14 protein-coding genes are annotated in these 19,282 nt (G+C 67.7%); all 14 read right to left on the bottom strand.

Translation table 11 applies throughout. The features are described from left to right. Nucleotides 1–46 precede the first annotated feature (46 nt). Entirely contained in the window at nucleotides 47–853 is an 807-nt protein-coding gene (locus B1790_RS23585; RefSeq protein ID WP_079925713.1) for a deaminase, read from the bottom strand. Between the two features lie 53 nt (nucleotides 854–906). Then, the gene (gene eccA, locus B1790_RS23580) at nucleotides 907–2,748 is read right to left on the bottom strand and encodes a type VII secretion AAA-ATPase EccA (protein WP_079925712.1); all 1,842 of its coding nucleotides are present in this window, start codon (nucleotides 2,746–2,748) and stop codon (nucleotides 907–909) included. A 45-nt stretch (nucleotides 2,749–2,793) separates the two neighbouring features. Beyond that, nucleotides 2,794–4,389 carry a type VII secretion protein EccE gene (eccE, locus tag B1790_RS23575; protein ID WP_158083872.1) on the bottom strand — a complete coding sequence of 532 codons (1,596 nt, stop codon included), beginning with the start codon at nucleotides 4,387–4,389 and terminating at the stop codon, nucleotides 2,794–2,796. Next, nucleotides 4,386–6,041 carry a type VII secretion-associated serine protease mycosin gene (mycP, locus tag B1790_RS23570; RefSeq protein WP_079925725.1) on the bottom strand — a complete coding sequence of 552 codons (1,656 nt, stop codon included), beginning with the start codon at nucleotides 6,039–6,041 and terminating at the stop codon, nucleotides 4,386–4,388. The genes eccE and mycP overlap by 4 nt, the downstream gene beginning before the upstream one ends. 14 nt (nucleotides 6,042–6,055) lie before the next feature. Beyond that, nucleotides 6,056–7,648 carry a type VII secretion integral membrane protein EccD gene (gene eccD, locus B1790_RS23565; protein WP_079925710.1) on the bottom strand — a complete coding sequence of 531 codons (1,593 nt, stop codon included), beginning with the start codon at nucleotides 7,646–7,648 and terminating at the stop codon, nucleotides 6,056–6,058. Next, nucleotides 7,645–9,192 carry a MinD/ParA family protein gene (locus tag B1790_RS23560; protein ID WP_142271471.1) on the bottom strand — a complete coding sequence of 516 codons (1,548 nt, stop codon included), beginning with the start codon at nucleotides 9,190–9,192 and terminating at the stop codon, nucleotides 7,645–7,647. Before B1790_RS23560 ends, eccD begins: the two co-directional genes overlap by 4 nt. A 118-nt stretch (nucleotides 9,193–9,310) precedes the next feature. Further along, nucleotides 9,311–10,237 carry an ESX secretion-associated protein EspG gene (locus B1790_RS23555; protein WP_079925708.1) on the bottom strand — a complete coding sequence of 309 codons (927 nt, stop codon included), beginning with the start codon at nucleotides 10,235–10,237 and terminating at the stop codon, nucleotides 9,311–9,313. A 182-nt stretch (nucleotides 10,238–10,419) separates the two neighbouring features. After that, the gene (locus B1790_RS23550) at nucleotides 10,420–10,710 is read right to left on the bottom strand and encodes a WXG100 family type VII secretion target (protein ID WP_079925707.1); all 291 of its coding nucleotides are present in this window, start codon (nucleotides 10,708–10,710) and stop codon (nucleotides 10,420–10,422) included. 45 nt (nucleotides 10,711–10,755) lie between these two features. Then, a complete protein-coding gene (locus B1790_RS23545; RefSeq protein WP_079925706.1) occupies nucleotides 10,756–11,043 on the bottom strand; it encodes a WXG100 family type VII secretion target in 288 nt (95 codons plus the stop codon). A gap of 146 nt (nucleotides 11,044–11,189) precedes the next feature. After that, nucleotides 11,190–12,392: a PPE family protein gene (locus B1790_RS23540; protein WP_079925705.1), complete on the bottom strand. Its 1,203-nt coding sequence runs from the start codon at nucleotides 12,390–12,392 to the stop codon at nucleotides 11,190–11,192. 196 nt (nucleotides 12,393–12,588) lie between these two features. Then, nucleotides 12,589–12,885 carry a PE family protein gene (locus tag B1790_RS23535; RefSeq protein ID WP_079925704.1) on the bottom strand — a complete coding sequence of 99 codons (297 nt, stop codon included), beginning with the start codon at nucleotides 12,883–12,885 and terminating at the stop codon, nucleotides 12,589–12,591. A 78-nt stretch (nucleotides 12,886–12,963) separates the two neighbouring features. Continuing rightward, nucleotides 12,964–17,163, bottom strand: coding sequence for a type VII secretion protein EccCa (eccCa, locus tag B1790_RS23530; protein WP_079925703.1), 4,200 nt, complete (start codon nucleotides 17,161–17,163; stop codon nucleotides 12,964–12,966). Further along, nucleotides 17,160–18,701: a type VII secretion protein EccB gene (gene eccB, locus B1790_RS23525; RefSeq protein ID WP_079925702.1), complete on the bottom strand. Its 1,542-nt coding sequence runs from the start codon at nucleotides 18,699–18,701 to the stop codon at nucleotides 17,160–17,162. Before eccB ends, eccCa begins: the two co-directional genes overlap by 4 nt. Nucleotides 18,702–18,878: 177 nt before the next feature. Then, the coding region (locus tag B1790_RS23520) for a C40 family peptidase (RefSeq protein WP_142271470.1) at nucleotides 18,879–19,282 on the bottom strand (404 nt) is incomplete at its 5' end.

The following is a 19,282-nucleotide window of genomic DNA, read 5'->3' as shown; positions in this document are numbered from 1 at the left end:
CGTTTCCCCGGGATGAAGCGCGGGGCCGGCGACGGGTCCCCCAGACTCAGAGAGTCGTCGAGCCGCGGACTTCGTAGTCGAAGTCGAGCGCATTCACGCCCCGTGGTTCGCCTTCGGTCCTCTTGATGAGCAGGTACCCGTTAGGGCTTCGCATGCAAGCGATGCGGCCTGTCGGCATCGGGGTGTAATAGTTCTCGAAGTGAAGAGCTGACGGGTCATCGATCTGCGCGAATTCGGTGGCATGTGGGACCACGGCCACGTTGTTCTTGTGGTCGTAAACGTAGCCCTGGTCAGCGTGAATCACGAAGTCGCCTATGGATGTTTCGACGGTGTAGCTCCCGCCGTTGAGTCTGTGATCAAACCTGATCGAACCGCGGTCCCCTGATGCCCTCTTGTACCGAGCGAGGAATGTGGCGTTGTCGACCGCGATCTCGTCCCGAAGATCCGCCGGGAAATCCCGCACCGTGATGCCAGCGTCGGTCAGGATCTTCCAACCTTCGCGGTAGATGACAGGGTTCGGATCATAGATTCCGATGTGCACCTCGCCGACGTTCGCCTCCACCAGGCGGCGTGCGCACGGGGTCTTCGTAGCGCCGCGCCTGGAACACGGCTCGAGCGTGGAGAAGACGACTGCCCCCTTGAGGAGTTCAGGCTCCGAAATGGCTCTCAGCACGTCGAACTCTGCGTGATGCGTGGGGTTCGTCATACCGCGGTATCCGGAGCCGATCACCTCGCCGTCTTTCACCACCACTGCTCCGACGCGGGGTATCCGCGGATCTCCTTGGGTCTCGGTGTTCTTGCCGAGGTCGACCGCCATTCGCATCCAACCGCGAATCTCCGTGTCGTCATACATGATTGGCCATCCTAGAGCGCATAGAAGGTGGGGCAGCCTCGCACGCAGGCCGACTACTCTGCCGGCGACCGTCCGGATTCAGCGTCGGACACCGCGGCGGCGACACCCTCGGCGACGTCTTCGGCGATGAGCTGCTGGAAGGGCAGGAGCTGGGCCTCGGTCAGCAGGTCGTCCTGGGCGAGAAGTGCGTCGAGGTCCTCGTTGTCGACGCGGTTGTTGCGGTGATCGCGCGCCTTTTCGATGATGTTGCGCACAAACCCCGCGTTACCCAGCCAATCGGTTCCGCGGATGACGTCTCCGTCGGGAGACCTGTTCTCTTGCAGGTAGTACCGCTCGTAGACCGGCCGCAGCGTCGCCTCCACGTCGGCGGAGAGGACGTCCTGATATTCGGCGGCCATCAGCTCGGTGAGCTGCCACAGTTCCGTGGGCGTGTAGGACTCGAAGCGGATCACCGTCGGGAAGCGCCGTCGCAGGCCCTGATTGGCCGTCAACATGCGGTCCATCGCGTTCGGATAACCCGCGCCAAAGACCACCAGATCGGCGCGGTCGTTCTCCAGATACGGCAGCAAGGTCTCTAAAATCGCGGTGCCGTAGGCGTCGCCACCGGAATAGCCGGTCTCGTAGAGGTTGTGCATCTCGTCGATGAACAGCGACCCGCCCATCGCGGACTCGATCTCGGCTTCGGTGTTCTTCTCCGCATCGCCCATGTGCCGACCGAGGAGCTTGGAACGTCGGGTCTCGACGACTCCTGGATGACGCAAGACGCCGAGTCCGCAGAGCTGCTTGGCCAGTGAGCGCGCCACCGTCGTCTTACCGGTCCCCGGGGGCCCCAGGAGCAGCGTGTGGCGCGAGCTGACAGGCACCGGCAGGCCGGCCTTGGCGCGCAGCTGGTTGACCTTGGTGGTGGAGCGAATCCGCTTGACTTCGCGTTTGGCGGCCTCCATCCCGAGCATCGCGTTGAGCTCGGCGTCGCCCTCGGCCAGCAGCTTGTTCGCTTCAACCGAATGCTTCGCCGCCTCTGCCGCCTCCTTCGACGGGGCGCTGTCGGGATCCCACGGGTCGGTGCGTGTCTCGATGGCTTCGGGGCTGGTGAGGACGAGGCGAATCGTCTGGTCGTCCAAGGCCTTGCGCGCCGGGGCGAACTGAGCGTCGCGTGAGTAAGCGCGCCGCAGTAGCTGATTGGCGTCATCAGCCTTGTCGAGGTGGCGCAGGCACATCGCCTGGGTGTAGAGCGCCACGGTGCTCGCCGCAGGCGCCAGGTCGCTGTTGACCGCCTCTTGGGCGCGGCGGAATGCGTCCTCGAAGACCCCGAGGGACGCCAGGGCGGTGGCCGACATCGCCGCGGCCGCCACCCCGTAGATCGGCAACCGCCACACCTTGTCGACGGGGAACGCGGTCAGCACGTCGGGCCAGCGTTTGGCCTCGAACTGCAACAGCCCACGGGCGTAGGCGTGGGAGTCGGCGTCGAACGGATCGGTGGGGCTTGCCTCCGACAGGAGGGTGTTGGCCTCTGGGAAACGCTTCTCGCGGATCAGCGCCACGGCCAGCGCCGACCGCAGCGCGTCGCGCGAGGTGATCTCCAGGCGAAGGAACAGCCCGTCGGAGACCATGGGCCGAAATGCCGTCCCGCGCAGATTGAGTCGAAGGATTTCCCAGCCGTAGGACTCGCGCGCCTCCCAGGCCGAACGGACGACCTCGACGCTGTCGTCGCCGGCGACGATCCGGGCCAGCCACGCGTCGCAGATGCCGGGGTCCAGCGCGGTGGCCTTGCGGAACTGCTCGGCCGCCACGGCCGGGTTGTGCTTGGCCATCACGCCTTCGACGTTGATCCCGGAGGCCAGCAGCCCTCGGGTCATCGCCGTGCGTGCCGCATCGGTGGCCTGCATGCTGGTCATTGCCGAAGTATCCCCTTTCCAGAGACGGCGGTCTCGTTCGCCCGATCAGGCCACGCGCCGGGAGCTGGCGGCGATGTCGTTGCGTTCCTTGGTCACGTCGATGTGCAGGCGATACCGGAACTCGGCGGTGCGGATGACTGCGGTGTCGCGGGAATCCTGCTCCAGGTGTACGTCGGCGACACTGGCCGTTCCCCGCTCCACCGCGCGCACGGTGACCGCGGCGCTCGGGTGGGTGGTAGGGGCGCCGTAGTGGTCGTAGACCACCATCATGGAGCGGCCCCGATCGGGCAGCTCGGCGGGCATTTCCCGCACGATCCGCAGGCCGGCGGCCTGCGCGCTGCGCCATTGCTGCGGGCGGCCCGTGACCACCGCGACGCGGTACCCGGTCGCGGCCGCGCGTTGAGCGATCTGCAGCAGCAGCGCCAGCTCCCCGGCAACGGTCACCAAGGCTTGCTTGCCGGGGCGGGCGTTGCCCAGGGGAACCAACATCGGGTGGTGCTTGGCGGTGGTGCCGATCAGGATGCCCGTCGCGCCGATGGGGGCGCGCAACCTCTCCTCCGGCCCCATCTGCCGGTGCGGCAGCTGCAGGGTCGGCACGGCGGGCTCCAGCAGCGTTGCCCGCAGCGCGAGTTCTTGCTGTCCGGACAGCGGATTGAGTCCCCGCAGCGGGGCCTCGGTGAGCTTTCCTGCCGTGGAATACCGCACCAAAGCGCCGACGGTCACCGATCCGTCGCCGCCCGGGCGGAGCTGAATCGTCGTCATCGTGGCGTCGGTGTCGGGAGCCCACACATGGTCCAGCGTGGCGGTGGTGATGTCCGACGGAGAGAGCCAGTAGCTGGTCACCACACCCCCGGGATGGACGAGGCCCGACCACTGGGCCGTCGCCCCGTTGGTCAACGGGCCCGCAATCGCCGCGTCCAGCTCGTCGAGTTCGGCGACGTCGACCAGACGGGCCGGGCAGCCATGTGCGCCCAGTTCGACGGCCAGCCGCCGCGCACAGGCCAGCAGCGTCGCCGCCACCGAGTCCCGCGCGGCGATCGCGCCGAGGTTGTCTCGGCTGCGCATCCGCAGAACGCACCAGGTGCTGCGTTCACCTACCGCGCCGTAGTCGGCGATGACCCGCGAGTAGGTCGCGGCATAGTGATGGTGCTCGTCACCGGCGCGGCGGCGCCCGACGCTGTAGATGTCGATCCCGGCCAGGGACACGTCGAACTGCCGCACCGCGCGTGCGACGACGTCGACGGGAAGCAGCGTTCCGGACTGGACCTGGTGGTGGTCCAGCACGGAGGGAGTGTGAGACGCGCCGTCCACGGCGACCACCGCGAGAGCCTCGAATTCGTCGCCGCGGATGGCGGCTTCCTCGGTGGTCCACCGCAGCCGGTGCGAGGACACCGGGGCCACCACCGCGGCCGTGGCCCGGCGTTTGGTCAACCGGTGACGGGCCAGCGCTCCCACCGTCTGGTGACGCCAGGTCACGAGCAGGGCGGCGTCGACGAGAACCGCCACCACGATCGGGACGGCCAGCGCGACGGGCCCGTGCCACAGGTGGGTGCCCAGCGCCAAGAGACCCACCGTGGTGACGAACGCGACGATCACGCGCCACCAGGTGACTCTGAGCCCAACGGGAAACGTCGACTTCACTGTGCCCCCTTGTTGCGGACGATGGCCGCGAGTCCGACGGCCGCGGCCGCCAACAGCGCCACCGTGCCGATGCCGGTAAGCGCGATCCACACCGGCTTCATGTCACGCTCGGGATGCGGGGGCGGAAGCACCAGCGGCTCGGCGATGCGGTCCGGTGGCCGTGGGTCCCCGTCGGGTAGGTCGTAGGTCAGCGCGGCCACCGGGTCGACGATCCCGTACCCCACCTGATTGTCGACGCCGCGGGCCGGCGGCCGGGCGGTGCGGATCAGTCTGTTGACGATTTGATGTGAGGTCAGCGTCGGAAACTTCTGCCGCACCAGAGCGGCCACCCCGGAGACCACGGCCGCCGAGAACGACGTCCCGCTTGGGGACACCAGCTGCTTGTCCTGGCCCTCCACGGCATTCATCAGACCGTCGTCCCGCGCGGACAAACTCTCGATGTTGGTCCCGGGTGCGGCGATCGACACCCACGGTCCGGCCACGCTCAGGTCGGTGAGCGGATTGCCGTCGGCGTCCACGGCGCCGACGGTCAGGACGTAGTCGGAGAACCATGCCGGGGTGACGACTGTGCCCACCCCCTGCCAGTCGCGTGGATCGTTGGGGTGAAGTGGGTTGTAGATGGGGTTCTGCTTGCAGTCCTTGTTGGTCGTGTTGCCCGCCGCGGCGACGATCACCGCATCCTTGTCGACCGCGGCGTAGCGAATCGCAGCCCCCAGGGCACGCTGATCGATCACGTCCAACGCGCTCATGCAAGACACCTCGGAGATGTTGATGACCTTGGCTCCCAGGTTCGCGGCGTGCACGATGGCCCGGGCCATCGACTCGATGTCCCCCGCCTTGCGCCGGGTGGCCGGATCTTCGTTGCCGAAGGAGTTCTCCGGGCTGAACGTGATCGACGACTGGCGGATCGACAGGATCTGCACGTCCGGTGCGATCCCGGTAAAAGCGTCCGCCGGTGGAATGTTCGGGGCCGGTGGCGGCGGTGGCGGCGGATCGTCGAGAGGCAGTGGACCGCGAAAGTCGACCGGGGTGACTTGTAGCGCACCCCCGCCGCTGTGATGCCAGGCCGCCGGAGGCGCGTCTGGCGGTGGCGGCGGTGGCGGTGGCGGCACCTGCACGATCACCGTCGTCGGGGCCGGCGGCGGCGGGGGTGGCGGGGGTGCCTCCGAGGTCGGCACCGTGTCGGGTCGGCGTGTTTCCCGTGCCGGCGGCAAAGGTGTCTTGCCGTCAGCCGGTGCGGCACCGATGATCGACGCCACCATCGTGCCGTGGGCGTCGCAGTCCTGGAGCCCGTCACCGTCAGAGACGTAGTCGCCGCCACCGACGAGATTGGGCAGGCGAGGATGGGGGTTGACGCCGGTGTCAATGACCGCAACGGTCACGCCGGCGCCGCGGCCGTACTGCCACGCCTCGGGCAGGTTCAGCATGTCCAGGTAGCGCGGCTGAACGCGGTAGTCGGTGCCGGGCAGGGTGCCCACCCGGGGGCAGTACGCGCCCTGCCTCATCGGTTCGGGTGGGGTGGGCGGACCATCCGGCGGTACCGCCGCGGGATCGATGCTCGGCGGATCAACCGCTCCCGCCACCGGCGCCGCGCTCAGTGCCGGCCCGAGGGCCAACAGTGCCACGGCCATCGCGCTCATGGCGGTGCGCATCGCGGCAGCGCTGCTCACGAGCGGTACCGGATCGCCGAGAACACACCCATCAGCCAGAACGTCAACGGGAACGGTGCGACGAGCAGCAGGTAGCCAACCCACTCGACGAGCTGCTTGAACAGCGGGCTGTAGACGCGGGTCGGGATGACCGACGCCAAGGCCAGGCCGCCAGCGGTGATCGCGAGCATCGCCGCGCACCCGATCAACAGGGCAGCCGGTGACCACAATCCCACCGCGTAGCGGATCGGGACGGCCAGGCCGATAGCGACCGCCATCACCGCCAGCAGCGTCGACTGCCGGCGGTCGGTGTAGGAGCGGGCGTGCAACAAGATCGCCCCGGCGCTCGTGGCGGCGACCACCAAGGGCAGCCAGCGCCGATCGGTGTGAGGGTCGCACAGTCCGGTGGCGCTGACCACCAGCAGAATCCCGAAACCGGCAAGCAAGCCGGTCAAGTAGCTGTGCGCCCGGTCCGACGAAATGATGACGTTGCGCACCGATTCCGGGCCCTCCAGCGTCGGGGCCCGGCCACTGGGCACGACGACTGCGCTGGGCAGATCGGGGCGGGTCTCGAAGATCCACCGGCCGCTCGCCGAGGGGAACACCGGCAGTCGCAGCTTGGCCAGCATTCGGGAGAAGCCGGGCGTCAGCTTGATGCAGACGATCGACACCACCAGAACGGTGCCGAGGAGGGTGACCGCAGAGGTCACCAGGAGCATGCGGGCCACGCCCCCGGCGAGGGTGGCGGCGCTGATCACGACAACCGCCGTGCACAGCGCGATGTGACGGCCGGTGAAACGCACGACGAGCAACGCGGCAGCCAACATGATCGCCGCCCCCAGGCCGGTGTGCACGGCGCCCAGAGACCCGGGGATGGCCAGTGCCGCGGCGAGGGCGGTCGTGGCTGCGGCCACCAGGAGGAACGTGTCGGCGACGAACAGCTCGGAGCGCAGGGCCTCGGCATGGTCGGGCTCGAGGTGGTGGACGTCGCCGGCCGTACGTCGGTTGCGCGCCGCCCTGAGCTGCGTGACCGCCGCGGCGATCAGCAGCACCAGCGCGCACACCCCTGCTGCCGCGCTGGCCGTCCAGTCGTCATGGCCGTAGCGCCACCGCAGCAGCAGTGCGTCGATCATCGCCACCGAGACGGCCAACAACGTCACCGCCACACGCGCGGCCCACGACGGACTCACCGCGGGCCAGCGCTTGCGGAGCTCGGCGGGAATGGCGCTGGTGACGTGTTCGATCACCGGGACCCGCGTCTCGGTGTCGTCGACGAACCGCAGCCACAGCATGGACCCGTCCAGAACGCCCTGCTCGCTCAGCGAACGCTTGGGTTTGAGGGGTGTGCCGTCGACCCAGCACAGCGCCCACCGACCCCGGGCCGCCGCGCCGTCTCCGGAGCGGTGCGACAGACGCTGCTTGCCAATCTCGCTGAGACGATTGCTGAGAAGGTCGACGATGGCCGGGGTCTGCACGCCGATGGCGGCGGCAGCGTCCAGACGCATGCCGATCTGCACGTCGTCGACCATGACGGCCACCAGCACCTGGCGCAGCTGCTGGTGTTCTTCGCCCACCGCGGCCGCGGCCGGCGCATCGCGCAGCGCAGTCACCGTATCGCCGTTCGACCGGTTCGGAATCCCTGCGCCAGCCATGCCGCGAGCTCGCGGTAGGCGTATTGCGTGCCGCCCCGCAGCGCGTCGAAGTCGAGCTGCGGGCTGTCCCGGAGATGCTCGTCCCACGGGATCGTGGTCACCCCGCCTACCCGTTGGCCGATCGTCTCGCGGACCTTGGCCATGAAGTCCTTATCGGCGCAGTTGTAGACGTCGTTGAGGACCAGCGCCGACCGCTGCAGCAGGGCCTGGTACTCACTGCGTGCGGCCAGCCACTTGATGGTGGTCTCGGCGGCGGCGGCGCCGTCGTAGTTCATGGTGCCCACGATCACCAGCGCGTCGACGCTGGAGAAGATGGCCTTCATCACCGGATGCTCGATCTCGGGTCCGCAGTCGATGATCGACAGTTGGTAGAACCGTCGCACGCGACCGAGCAATGCGTCGAAGGCGTTCGGCGTCAGGTCGAAGGGGTTGGCCACGTTCTGATTGGCGCCCAGCACCTCCAGGCCCGGCTTGTTCTTGCCGGTGTAATGACGCGCCATCGGGTACGTCTGAAGGTTGTTGTCGGCCAGGAAGTCTCGGATCGAGGCCGTGGCCGTCGGGTCGATGACGCGTCCAAGCCCCCCGTAGGTGGGATTGGCGTCGATCGCGATGACCGGCTCGGTGCGGTACGTGGCGAAGGCGGTGCCCAGGCCCGCGGTGGTCCGTGTCTTTCCGACACCGCCCCGCACGCACACCACTCCGATCGAGTAGTTGCCCGGGATGTTGGTCTTGATCATGTCGATCTGGTCGCGCAGGCGCAGTTCGGCGGGGCCGGCCCCCAAATTGATCGTCTTGCCTGACCCGACGTAAACGGTTTTGCGCCAACCCATTTCGGGCGGCAACTTGCGCTGGGCCACGACGTCCTCGGCGCGAAGGGCCGGTGCGTTGCCCGTGGAGTCGGCGAAGCTGGACCCGCTGGCGTCCCAGGTCGGCTGGTGGTCGTGTCGCGCAACCTCATACCCCGGCGAGGACTGCGGCCGAGAGACCGCGGGCGGTTGACCTGCGAACGGCTGCCCCGAGGGGCGGTGCGACTGTGCCAGGCCGCGGGAGAAGTCGTGACCCTCATGGGGCGCGGCCTGCATCGGCCCGGAGTTCTCCGAGAAACCGGCGGTGAACGGGCGCGGCGGCACGGGGGCCTGCGGACGCGTGACCTCGGCGGAGTGGTCGGCATCGCTGCTGGCGTGGCGGGCCACCGGATCGCCGAAATCCGAGCCAGGTGCGGCTTGGAACGAACCCGTCGAAGACTGGCATTGATCATCCGGGCGCGCAGAGGGCGCCGGCAGGCCCGGCCGACGAGGCTCGAACACCGTGGTCCTGGTGGTGGCCTCCCAGTCAGGCACCGGGCGAGCCGGTGGAACCACCGGTTCTGACACCGATGGCTGGGCCGGCGCTTGCGGTTCAGCGCCGACGTCGGGCTCGTGGTCGAGGCTCCGACTGGGTGGGCCGTCGTCGGCGTCCTGTTCGTTCAGGTACCGCGCGGCGAAGTCCGGGTCCATGCTCATATAACCACCCCAATGGTTTTGACAAGTCGTGATGTTCCAATTTTAGGGCCGCGAAATACCGGTTAACTACGCCCAAGCGAGAAAGTTCGGTACAACCGTTGCCACCGTGGCGCGCAATCTAGGAAAACCGTTGATGGCTCTCCCAGTCCCGCACGTTCACACTGCTCAGAACGGTCTGAATACCTTGCAGGATCTGGCCGGCGGAACCCGGAGCAACGACCATCCAGTCCTGGGTGGACCCCCGCGCAGCCAACATTTGATACAGCGTCACCCGCCCAGACTCGGTGTCGCGGATGTCGATCGAGGTGGTGCTGTTGATGCGGCGCGCATCGCTGAACGCCCGGGCATACAGCACGGCCTCGATGACCGGCTCGTCCAGCAGCACACCCAGCTCACTCACCGCGGACGCTGGAATGCCCAGCGTGCGAAGCGGCAGGTCCCGCTGCGGTTCCTCCGGCGCCTCCGCACGTTGTGCCGCCGCGGTCAACATGTCCTCATACGGAAGATTCATCGCCGCGATGCGCGACGGACCGACCGGGTGCAAGGCGTTGAGCTGCTCGACGAGGACTTCGGCGAGCCACGCCGCCGAACCGCCGTCGACTGACACGTCGTCGATGGTGATGTCCTCACCGGCGCGTGCCGCGGAGACCCAACGGCCGTCGCGACGGGCCAGCACGATCTGGAGCTGATTGTCCGGGATGTCGCGTCGCCACGTCGTCGGGTCGGTGACGTCGATGCGTCCCTTCCACGAAATTGGGCCGCGGGCAATGAGAATGGCCACTTCGACGTCGGGGCTCGCCAATACCTGCATTCGCGCGGCCACCTCGGGGATCACGTGCCCGTCGGCGCCCACCACACCTGCGTCCTGTAGCTGTTCGATCCGTGGATCTCCGGAGAACCACGTACTGTCCCTCGGTGCCCCGTAGGGCACGGTGCTCAGTTCCGGTGCCACGGTGGAGATGTCTAGCATGGCTTGAAGCATCCACATACCGTGGAGGTTGACCGTCACGTCGGCGACGGGATTGCTGCTTCGGGCGTCGATCATCGGGTCCTTCTCGTCGAGTGGGTTTGTCGGGGGGCGAAACTGAAAGCGACGGCACCCTCGGTGGAGGGTGCCGCCGCGAATTCTCAGACGGTCCGGTCGATTCGAGCGGCACCGCCGCTGGGGGGTGTCGTGGTCGCCCGCACCCGTCGTTCAGGTGCGGGCCGGCACCCCGTCGTCGTCGCTCAGACCGACCAGGTACCGGCGACACCCTGGTCGCCTGCACTGGTGTTGTGACCGGCGGTTTGCACCTTGCCGCCATGCTGGTCAAGCTCTTGGAAGATCACCGCGAAGTTGCGGTTGAGTTCGGAGACGAACTCCTGGAACCCGGAGCTGCCGACGCCGCCCCAGAACTCGGCGGCCTCGTTGAGGTTCTTGAGGATCGCCTGATGCTCGTTCTCCAGCGATGCGGCTTGGGCCTTCAGGAGCGCGCCGTGCGCGTCGACGTCGGCGTATCCGTACTTGATGTTGCTCATGTCGTGAGTGTCCTTGTCTCAGAGAAGTGTTGGAAGAGGAGCCGGTCAGGATTTCAGCGACGCGGCGTTGGCGTGTTCCTGCTGTTCGTACTTGTCGGCCGAGTGGCTGAGATTCTCACTGACGAACGTCATCTGGTTCTCGATGTTGCGGAACGCCCGGTGCAGCTCCTCCATGGTGCCGAGCGACGTGGTCTGGGCGTCGCCGGTCCACGAGCTGTTGATCTGCTCCGCCGCGGAGTACGCCTTCTGGGCGTCGGCGTGAATGGTGGTGGCGTGGTTGGAGAAACGGCCGGAGTAGTCGCGCATCGCGGCCGGGTCGGTCATAAAGGACATCTGTTTGCTCCTGATTACTCGGTGTGAATGCTGGGCATTTTGCCGGACTCGTTTATCGTGTCCCGCGGGCGCGGTGTACAGCAACGCGCCAAGAAAGATTCATGAATTGAGTTGCCGACCCCCTTCGATATCCGGCCGCGAGCGAGTCAACGGGGCCTGGGCAGCACCCGTACGGGTGCGCCGTAGGACGGGCCGTCGCCCGACGAGTTGTCGCGGCCGTGCATCGCCGCCATGGGGGCTCCCGCGCCGCCCGTGCCGCCCGCGCCAACGCCACTGGCCGTTGCGGGTGCCGCTCCACTGGCACCCGCCCCGCCGGTGGAGGAGATGGGAGCAGCGCTGGAGCCATTGGATTGGGTGCCAGCGGCCCACGTCGCGGGAACCGACAAGCCGCCCAGGCTGCCGGCGCGGCCCAGCCCGGCCGACAATGCTCCTGCGCCCCCGGCCCCGAAACCGCCGCCGCCCATGCCGCCGCCGGCGCCGGTCAACGACGACAACGCGGTCGTCGCCGCGCCCGCACCCCCGATGCCGCCCATACCGGGGTTGCTGAACATGCTCATGAAGGGGCTCAGCAGGGACTGAAAACCGCCGAGACTCTGCAGTGGGTTGCCCATGCCGCCCATCAGCGGTTGGGCCAACCCTTGCAGCGCTTGGGGTACGGCGCTCATGAACTGGGGGGCCATCGTCATGATGGAGGAGCCGGTGTCGCCGCCCATACCGGCCGCCGACTGACCCGCAGTCGCCGCGTTCTGCCCTGCCTGCCCGGCCGCGGTGCCACCGGCCTGCGCGACCGCGGCGGCCTGGCTGGCGAAGCCAGCGGGGTTGACTGTCGGCGTCGGGGGGATGAACGGGATCAGCGACCCGGTGATCCCGGCGGCGTCAGCGCTGAACCCGTACATCACCGAGGCGTCCTGGGACCACATTTCGTCGTACTGGCCGACACATGCGGCGATGGCGCCGGAGTTCACACCCATGAAGTTGGACGCGACGAGCGCCTCCAACAGGTTGCGGTTGGCTTCGATGACCGGCGGCGGCACCACCCCGGCGTGCGCGGCCTCGACGGCCAAGGCGGCCTGCTCGGCAGCCAGCGCCGTCTCCTGTGCTTGTGACGCGGCCTGAAAGAGCCAACGGACGTTCTCAGCCCCGCCGGTCGCCATCAGCGCCGACGTCGGACCCTGAAAACCCCCGGCCAACAGCGCCATGATCGCCGAGTGCAGGGCCGCGGCGTTGCTGGACAGATTGGCCGCCAATGACTGCCACGCCGTCGCCGCAGCAGTCAACGGCGCAGACTGCGGACCCGCGTAGGCGCGGGCGGAGTTGAGCTCCGGGGGTAGGGCTCCGTACTCAATCATGGAACCGGATGATCCTTTCGCCGTGGAAACGGCTGGGATAGAGCACCTTGTGGAGCGTGGGGTACAGCACCTCGTGGAGCGAGACGGGGGACGCCGCTGTCGCCATCAGCGGTGCCGTTCCCGGGTGACCGGGTCCGTCGCCGCCGGTGTGGGGGTGAACCGCATTCACGACGAGGGGTGGCCTGGTGGTGCGGCGCTACAGCGCCGCGGCGGCGTTGAAGGCCTCGGTCGCGGCGTAGGTCGCCCCGGAGGTGCCCAGCGCGGTGGCAAACAACTCGTGCCACGCCGAGGCCATCCCCGCCATCGCCTGGTACAGCGAGCCGTGAGTGCCGAATGCGGCCGAAAGCAGCAGCGCCGTCTCGTTGGCCTGCGCGGGCATGACGGCCGTCGTCGGGGCCGCCGCCGCCCCGTTGCCACTCGTGAAGGCCGACGTCAGGGCGGTCAACGTACCGGCTGTACCGCCCATTTCCAAAGGATCAACACTGACAAACATTCGACATTCCTCCCGGGGTCGCCTGGGTGTTCCAATACGAGTGTAATGGCCACAAGGGGGTACTGCGGTGCGCCAAAATCATTTCTCGGAATCCGCCGGCAAAACGTGCCCAACTTGAACGTATCGTCCCGATTCGCCGGTACTCATCAGGAATCCGCGGCCAGGGACCATCGGATGCCCCTTCCACCGACCGCGCACGTAGCCCTCCTCGCCGTCGGAATCCATGACCAGAAGCGGCGCATTGGATTGCAGCATGGTCCCCAACAACGGGTCGGCACGACCGCCTCCTGCCCACCCACCGAATCGCCGCGCGTACACCACGCGCAGGCCGACGTCGGCCGCCGCGTTGGCGCTGGGCACCAGCTCCCGCAGCGGAGCGTCGAACCCCGCGGGCAGCCTGTCGGCGTCGTCGACGATCAGGAAGATCTCCGGTCCCGTCCAGCGCTGCGCCAGGCTCGCGTCGACGTCGAGCCCCGCCTCGGGTAGCCGGGCAGTGAGGATCTGGTTCAGTTGCGACGCCCACGGGCCGACCTCGTCGTTGCGGTAGGTGAAGCGCTCCAGGTAGTCCTTGTCCAACACGCGAAGCAGTTCGCGGCGCGGGTTGACCAGCCACACCTGCGCACGGGGGCGGGTGTCGCGCGGGTCGGGCACGGCCGCAGTGGCTCCCGGTGCGTAGACCCGCCTGATTTCGTGCATGACTGCCCTCAGCGCGGTCGTCCGACCGCAGTCCTCGCGGCCGGTGACGACCAGGAACGGCGAATCCTCGCCCAACCCGACCAGCTGGTCGCGCTCGTCGAGCGCCCAGGCCATGCCGGGGTGTCGCTCGCGTACGGCACGACCCTGCAGATCCGACAGCGTGATCTCGGCGGGCAGCTGACGGACCCGCGGTGCCGGTCGGTACTTGCCGGCGACCCGGCGCACCGCCTCGACGACGCTGTCGGACTTGACGACTGAATCTGGTGTGCCGCGCAGCGCCGGGCGGGCGATCAGGGTGTGCAGACCCTCCTCTTCCGCGCCCAGACGTACGTAGTTCTGCGCCACCATGCCGCGCCCAGGCTTGCCCGAGGGAACGGCGTCGGTCAGCTTGCCTCGAAGCAGCTTGGCGTCCTCGGGACCTTGCAGTTTCAGCTCGACCCGCTGAGGCCACGAGCCGCGCATCCGTGGCGGCAGGTCGATGTCGCGGGTGACCGAGATGATCACGTGGATGCCGAAGCTGCTGCCCTCCCCGACCAGCTTCTGAATCTGCGCGGACAGCAGATCCTTGTTCCGGATGTTGGACGCCTCGGCCGTCAGCGCCGCGAAGTTGTCGACCACCAGATACACGTCCCCGAACGGGTCGTCGGGGACAGCGCCCGGAGCACCGCCGAACTTGCGGTCGCGCAGGTCTTGCATCGAGCTGATCCCACAGGCCGGGAAGCTGCGCTGCCGGCGCTCCAGCAGCTCCAACATCTCGGAAATGGTGCGGCGGATCCCGTCCTCGTCCAGGATGCCGGCGACCCCGCCGACGTGCGGCAGCCCGGCGACTGTCTCCAACGCCGTCGAGGACAACGCCAAGACATAGAACTGCACCTGCTCGGGGGTGTGGGTCATCGCGGCGGCGCAGATCGCCGTCTGTAGCGCGGTGGTCTTGCCGGCCTGTCGCACGCCGACGATCAACTGGTTTGCGCCGTCGCCGACGGTGTTGAGCAGCAACGGATGCTGATCCTGTTTGAACGGGCGGTCCACGATGCCGATGGGGAACACCAAATTGGGTGTGGCGGCGTAGTTTTCGTCCCAACGCCGACCCAAGTACATGTTCACGATGTCGTCGAGGGGACGCGGCACGTCCAAGGGTGGCTGCCACAGCACCTGGGGTTGGAAGTCGCGCATCCGCAGCTGGTCGAGGACGACCGCACCGACCTTGGGCTTGCGCAAGGCGTCGTCCTCGTCGTCTTCTTCCTCGACCGATTCGGTCGGTGCCTCGACCTGCACCGGTGCGACGTTGCTCAGATGCTCGGGAAGGGGAACCCAGGAGGTGGTGAACAGTTGCGGTTCGAGGTAGCTGTCCGACGAGGTCGCTTCGACGACGTCGTCGCTGTCGACGCCGGGCCGGCGGTAGTCCCGCCACAGTGATTCGGCCCGAAAACGGATTAGCTCATCGGCCGAACCGGTGCGCATGTAACCGACACCCACCTCGCGCGGCAGGTTCACCGCCTGCGGAACACCGGCTGCTGACGCGCTGGCGGACGTGTTCTGCCGCAACACGATTCGGTAGCCGACATTCTCGAGCAGCTTCTCCGCGCGGGCGTCGATGTCCTGGCTGGCCAGCAGCATGTGCACCCACAACGACCGGCCCTGCCGTCCGATCTGGTCGAGCACGTCGGGCAGATCCGGCTTGATCCGGAACGCTTCCTTGAACTCGTCGAGCACCACCAGCAGGCGTGGAAGGGGTGTCAAGGCTTCCCCTCGCAGCAGACGTTCGGAGCGAATCTGGTTGTACTCATACGCATCATCGGCGCCCACGGAGTTGCAGACCTGCTTGCGGCGCTGAATCTCGCCCCACATGGCGGAGATGAAGCGGTCCATCAGCACCTGGTCGTCTTCGAGGTCGGTGATGATGTGTGGCACGTGCGGGGTGCCCTCGAACGGCTTGACGCCGGCACCGCCCTTGCAGTCGGCGAGGATCATCTGCAGGTTCTCCGGCGGATGGCCGAGCATCGCCGCCAGGATCAGCGTGCGGATCGCAGTCGTCTTTCCCGAGCCCGTGGTTCCCGACATGACCCCGTGTGGCCCGTCGCCGCCCTGGTTCATGTCCTTCATGTCCACGAACAGCAGCTCGCCGTTGTCGGCGCGCGCGGCGAACGGGATCATCAGGTTGTCCACGGAGTTGATGTCGCTGTGCGAGGACCACAAGGCGTCGAGGTCGATAGCCGCGGCATCGGTCACCCCGTAGTAGGACAAGATGTCGCGGGGCCGCTGAAAGTCGCCGATGTCGTCGCCGATGTCCTCGTAGGGTTCAGCGATCCGGGAGCGCGCGATCTGCTGGGCGAGCTGTTCGGCTTCAAATCGCTCCAGCTGATCGGCCACCGCTAAGAACTGAAAGCCCTCCCCGGAGTCCGGCACCCACGTTCCGTCGCGGGGAACGGCGTCGACGACTCCGTCATCCGACAGCCGTAACGTCCGCACCCCGCGGTCGTCTTGGCAGGCCGGCACCCCGCCTCGGACGTCGAAGAACGTCCAGCCCTGCACACCGGTCGAGGTCATCACCGAATACCAGGCCCCCGGCGCGACGTCGCTGATCACCACGGTGTGGGGCATGGGGGCCACCGGGTCGCGGCCCGCGCCGTGACGCGGAACGAACGCCCCACCGCGCCGCACGGCCTCGGTGAACTGGCTGCGGGCGAAGTCGCCCACCGTGGTGTAAACCATCCGGGCGGGTCCAGCGCCGTCCTCCTGACGCGGATTACCGTTGTGCGGAAGCCATTTCACCCACTCCCATTCCTCGGGGTCATCGGTGACGACGACGAGCTGCAGATGATCGGGCCCGTGGGAGAACACGAGCTGCGCGATGATCGCCCGCATCAGCGCCAGTGCCCCGTCGCGCTCACCGACGATGCGGTAACCCGGCTCCACCAGCAACGAGATCAACGCCGGGGTTCCGTAGGCCACGCTCTGATACCGCACGAACTCCTGCAGTGCCTTGCCCGTCGCCGGCTCGAGCTCGATCTCGGTCGGCATGTCGTCGGGCTCGTTGAAGGTGATCGCACCACCCTCCACCAGCGAGGTCATGCCGACGCCCACACGCGCGACGCCGAACCACGAGTCCTTGCCGTTCGGGTTGCGCTCCCACATCCGTGGCCCGCCGACTTCGGCGAGCAGGGTGTCCACCGGCGGGTGGTACCAGCGGTAATTGCCGTCGAGCTGATCTGCCGCCCTGGAGACCTGGTCACGCAGCTCGTCGAGCACCAGCAGAAAGCGGGCACGCAGCGCGTCGAGCTTGCCCCGGGTGAGCTTGTTGCCGCCACCGAAGCGGCCCCCGAACAACATGGCACCAACGCCCAGAATGCTGAAGACGGGGAAGATCGCACCGACACCGTTGAACGTCCTCGCCCCGGAGGCGAAGGAAATCACCATCATGCCGACCACCAGGCCGATGACCAGCACGCCGACGACGATGAGCCACGGCGACTTCCCTTCCGGGGGTGGCACCTTGAGCGGTGTGAGGAGCTTGATCGGCTCCGGTGAGAACTTGATGGAATCCGGTGGGGAGGGCTTGGGCCGTACGAATCCCTGCTTCACTTGGGTTGCTCCAATTCTCCAGGACTGAGGTCCCCCGGCAGAGTGTTGTGACGGACCAGGGCGTCGGCCTTGTCCAGGGTGGGTCCGGCGGCGAACAGCCGCAGTACGGCCCAGGGTGCCGGGGTGGGCGGTGTTCCCAGGCCCAGGGCGTCGAGGGTCTGCTTGTCCCTGGTGATGCCGAAGCGGATGCCCGACTCCGAGAGCCACCACACCGACTCCGTGGTCGACGCGGTCGGACCGTTGCCCGTGCTGACGACGAAGTTGGCGTAGTCGGGTCCGAAGTAGACCTGGTCGGCCTGCCCGCCCGTGCTGTCGGACTGCACCAGTTTGACGATCTCCTGGCTGTGCTCAGCTGGTATCGGGATCGTGGCGCCCGACACCACCGAGGTGGTCGTCCGATTTTCGCCAGCACCCTTCTGAGACCACCAGCACGTCGCCGGATTGGCTTGGGTGTCCACTACTTTCAACGGCTCGTCCGGGTAGATCGACGTGTCGATCCGGTTGACGGACGGAAGGTCGGACAACTTCGGGCCGGCGACGACCGGGACCGCCCCCGAGGCGTTGCCGCCGGCGTTTTGAAGGATCTGCGCCACGATGGGCGAGATGGTCTGCATGCCCGACAGGAGCACCACCGAGTAGGTGATGTGGCCTTCGACCTGCGGCGTCGACACCACCGTGCCCACCGGACCTGGCGCGCCGGGGAACGGGGCTGGGTTGCCCATCCCTGGGATGTTGGGCACCGTCAGCGGCGGAGCGACGGGAATCGCGTTGAGGAGGGCTTGGCTCATCGGACGCGCGGCCGCCAGGTCCTCGGCCGTCACCCCCAACGCCAACAGCACCGGACGCTGGCTGGCGTCAACCAGCGAGCGGCGTCCGTCGCGGATGAGCCACACGTCAGCGCCCATCCGCAGCAGCACGCCGTCGGATTTGTCCAACACCCGACGCCGGTCCGACAGATCGGGCTGCCCGTCGATTACCGTCACCGTCACCGGCTCAGGGGCTCCAGCACCGAACGCCTTGGTAACCGCGTCGCACACCAGCCACGACGACCCCGTCGGCGCGGTGGCGTTCATCGTGTTGGGCGCCCCCGCAATCCCGACCATCACACCGCGCGGGCGTGAGTCGATCTCGCTGCGGCGCACCCGAACCGGATTCTCGGCCTGCCCGGCAACCAAGCGGGCCGACGACAAGTTCAGCGCGGGATAGAGGACGCCGCCGACGTTCACGTACAGCTCCCCGCTGTCCTGGTCGGCGATGATCTTCGAGCTGCCGACCGAACCGGCCGGGCGGATGAACGACCAGAACAACGCGCCCAAGCACAGCACTACGACGATCGACAGCCCGCCCAGGATCGCCATCCACTCACGCCGGCCAGGCTCGGCCTCCATCCGCACCTGTCGGCGGGTAAGTCCGAGTGCCGCGCGGCGCGCCAAGAACTGGTGTGCGGTGACCTGCACGCGGGTGGCGTAGCCGAGCCCTCGCCCCAGCCGACTTCGCGAAGCATCCTTGTCGACGGCGTTACCGCGTTCGCCTGCCATCTACTCCGCCCCTGAAATCCCGCCGAGTACGGCGGTTCGGTCAACTTCGGTCACCGATCCAACGTAAACCGGGTGACTTCGCTCTGCGACGCCCGAAGGTTCGCAGTTTCACTGCTCATTCTGCCTGCTCGGGAGAGTGGCCTCGCGCACGAAAAGTGCTCGCCGGCGAACATCGGGTCAGGCGACGACCCGGCGGATCTCCAGATGCCCCCGGGGCAGGCTGGACAGGTGCACGCGGGAGCCGCGGTTGGGAGCCTCGATGACCATGTCGGGTGACACCGCCATGACCACGTGCTCGGGGCGGCCCCGTTGCCAGTTGCACAGAATTAGGTCGCCGGCGCGGATGTTCTCCCGGCTGACGGGCGCACCGGAGTGCACCAGGTCATAGGTGGTGCGCGGAAGGTCCACTCCGACCTGCCGGTACGCCCACTGCACGAGTCCCGAGCAGTCGAACGCGTTGGGCCCCTCGGCGCCCCACACGTACGGCGCACCTTGCTTGGACTTGGCGGCCGCCACCGCTCGGCTGGCGCGGTCGCTGCCGTTGCCGTCCTGCCCGAACAGGCCGGTGGTGAGTTGGTTGG

Source organism: Mycobacterium sp. AT1 (assembly GCF_002043095.1).
Classification (GTDB): domain Bacteria; phylum Actinomycetota; class Actinomycetes; order Mycobacteriales; family Mycobacteriaceae; genus Mycobacterium.
Note: the sequence above shows the minus strand (reverse complement) of the source record. Positions and strands in the feature narration are given on the sequence as shown.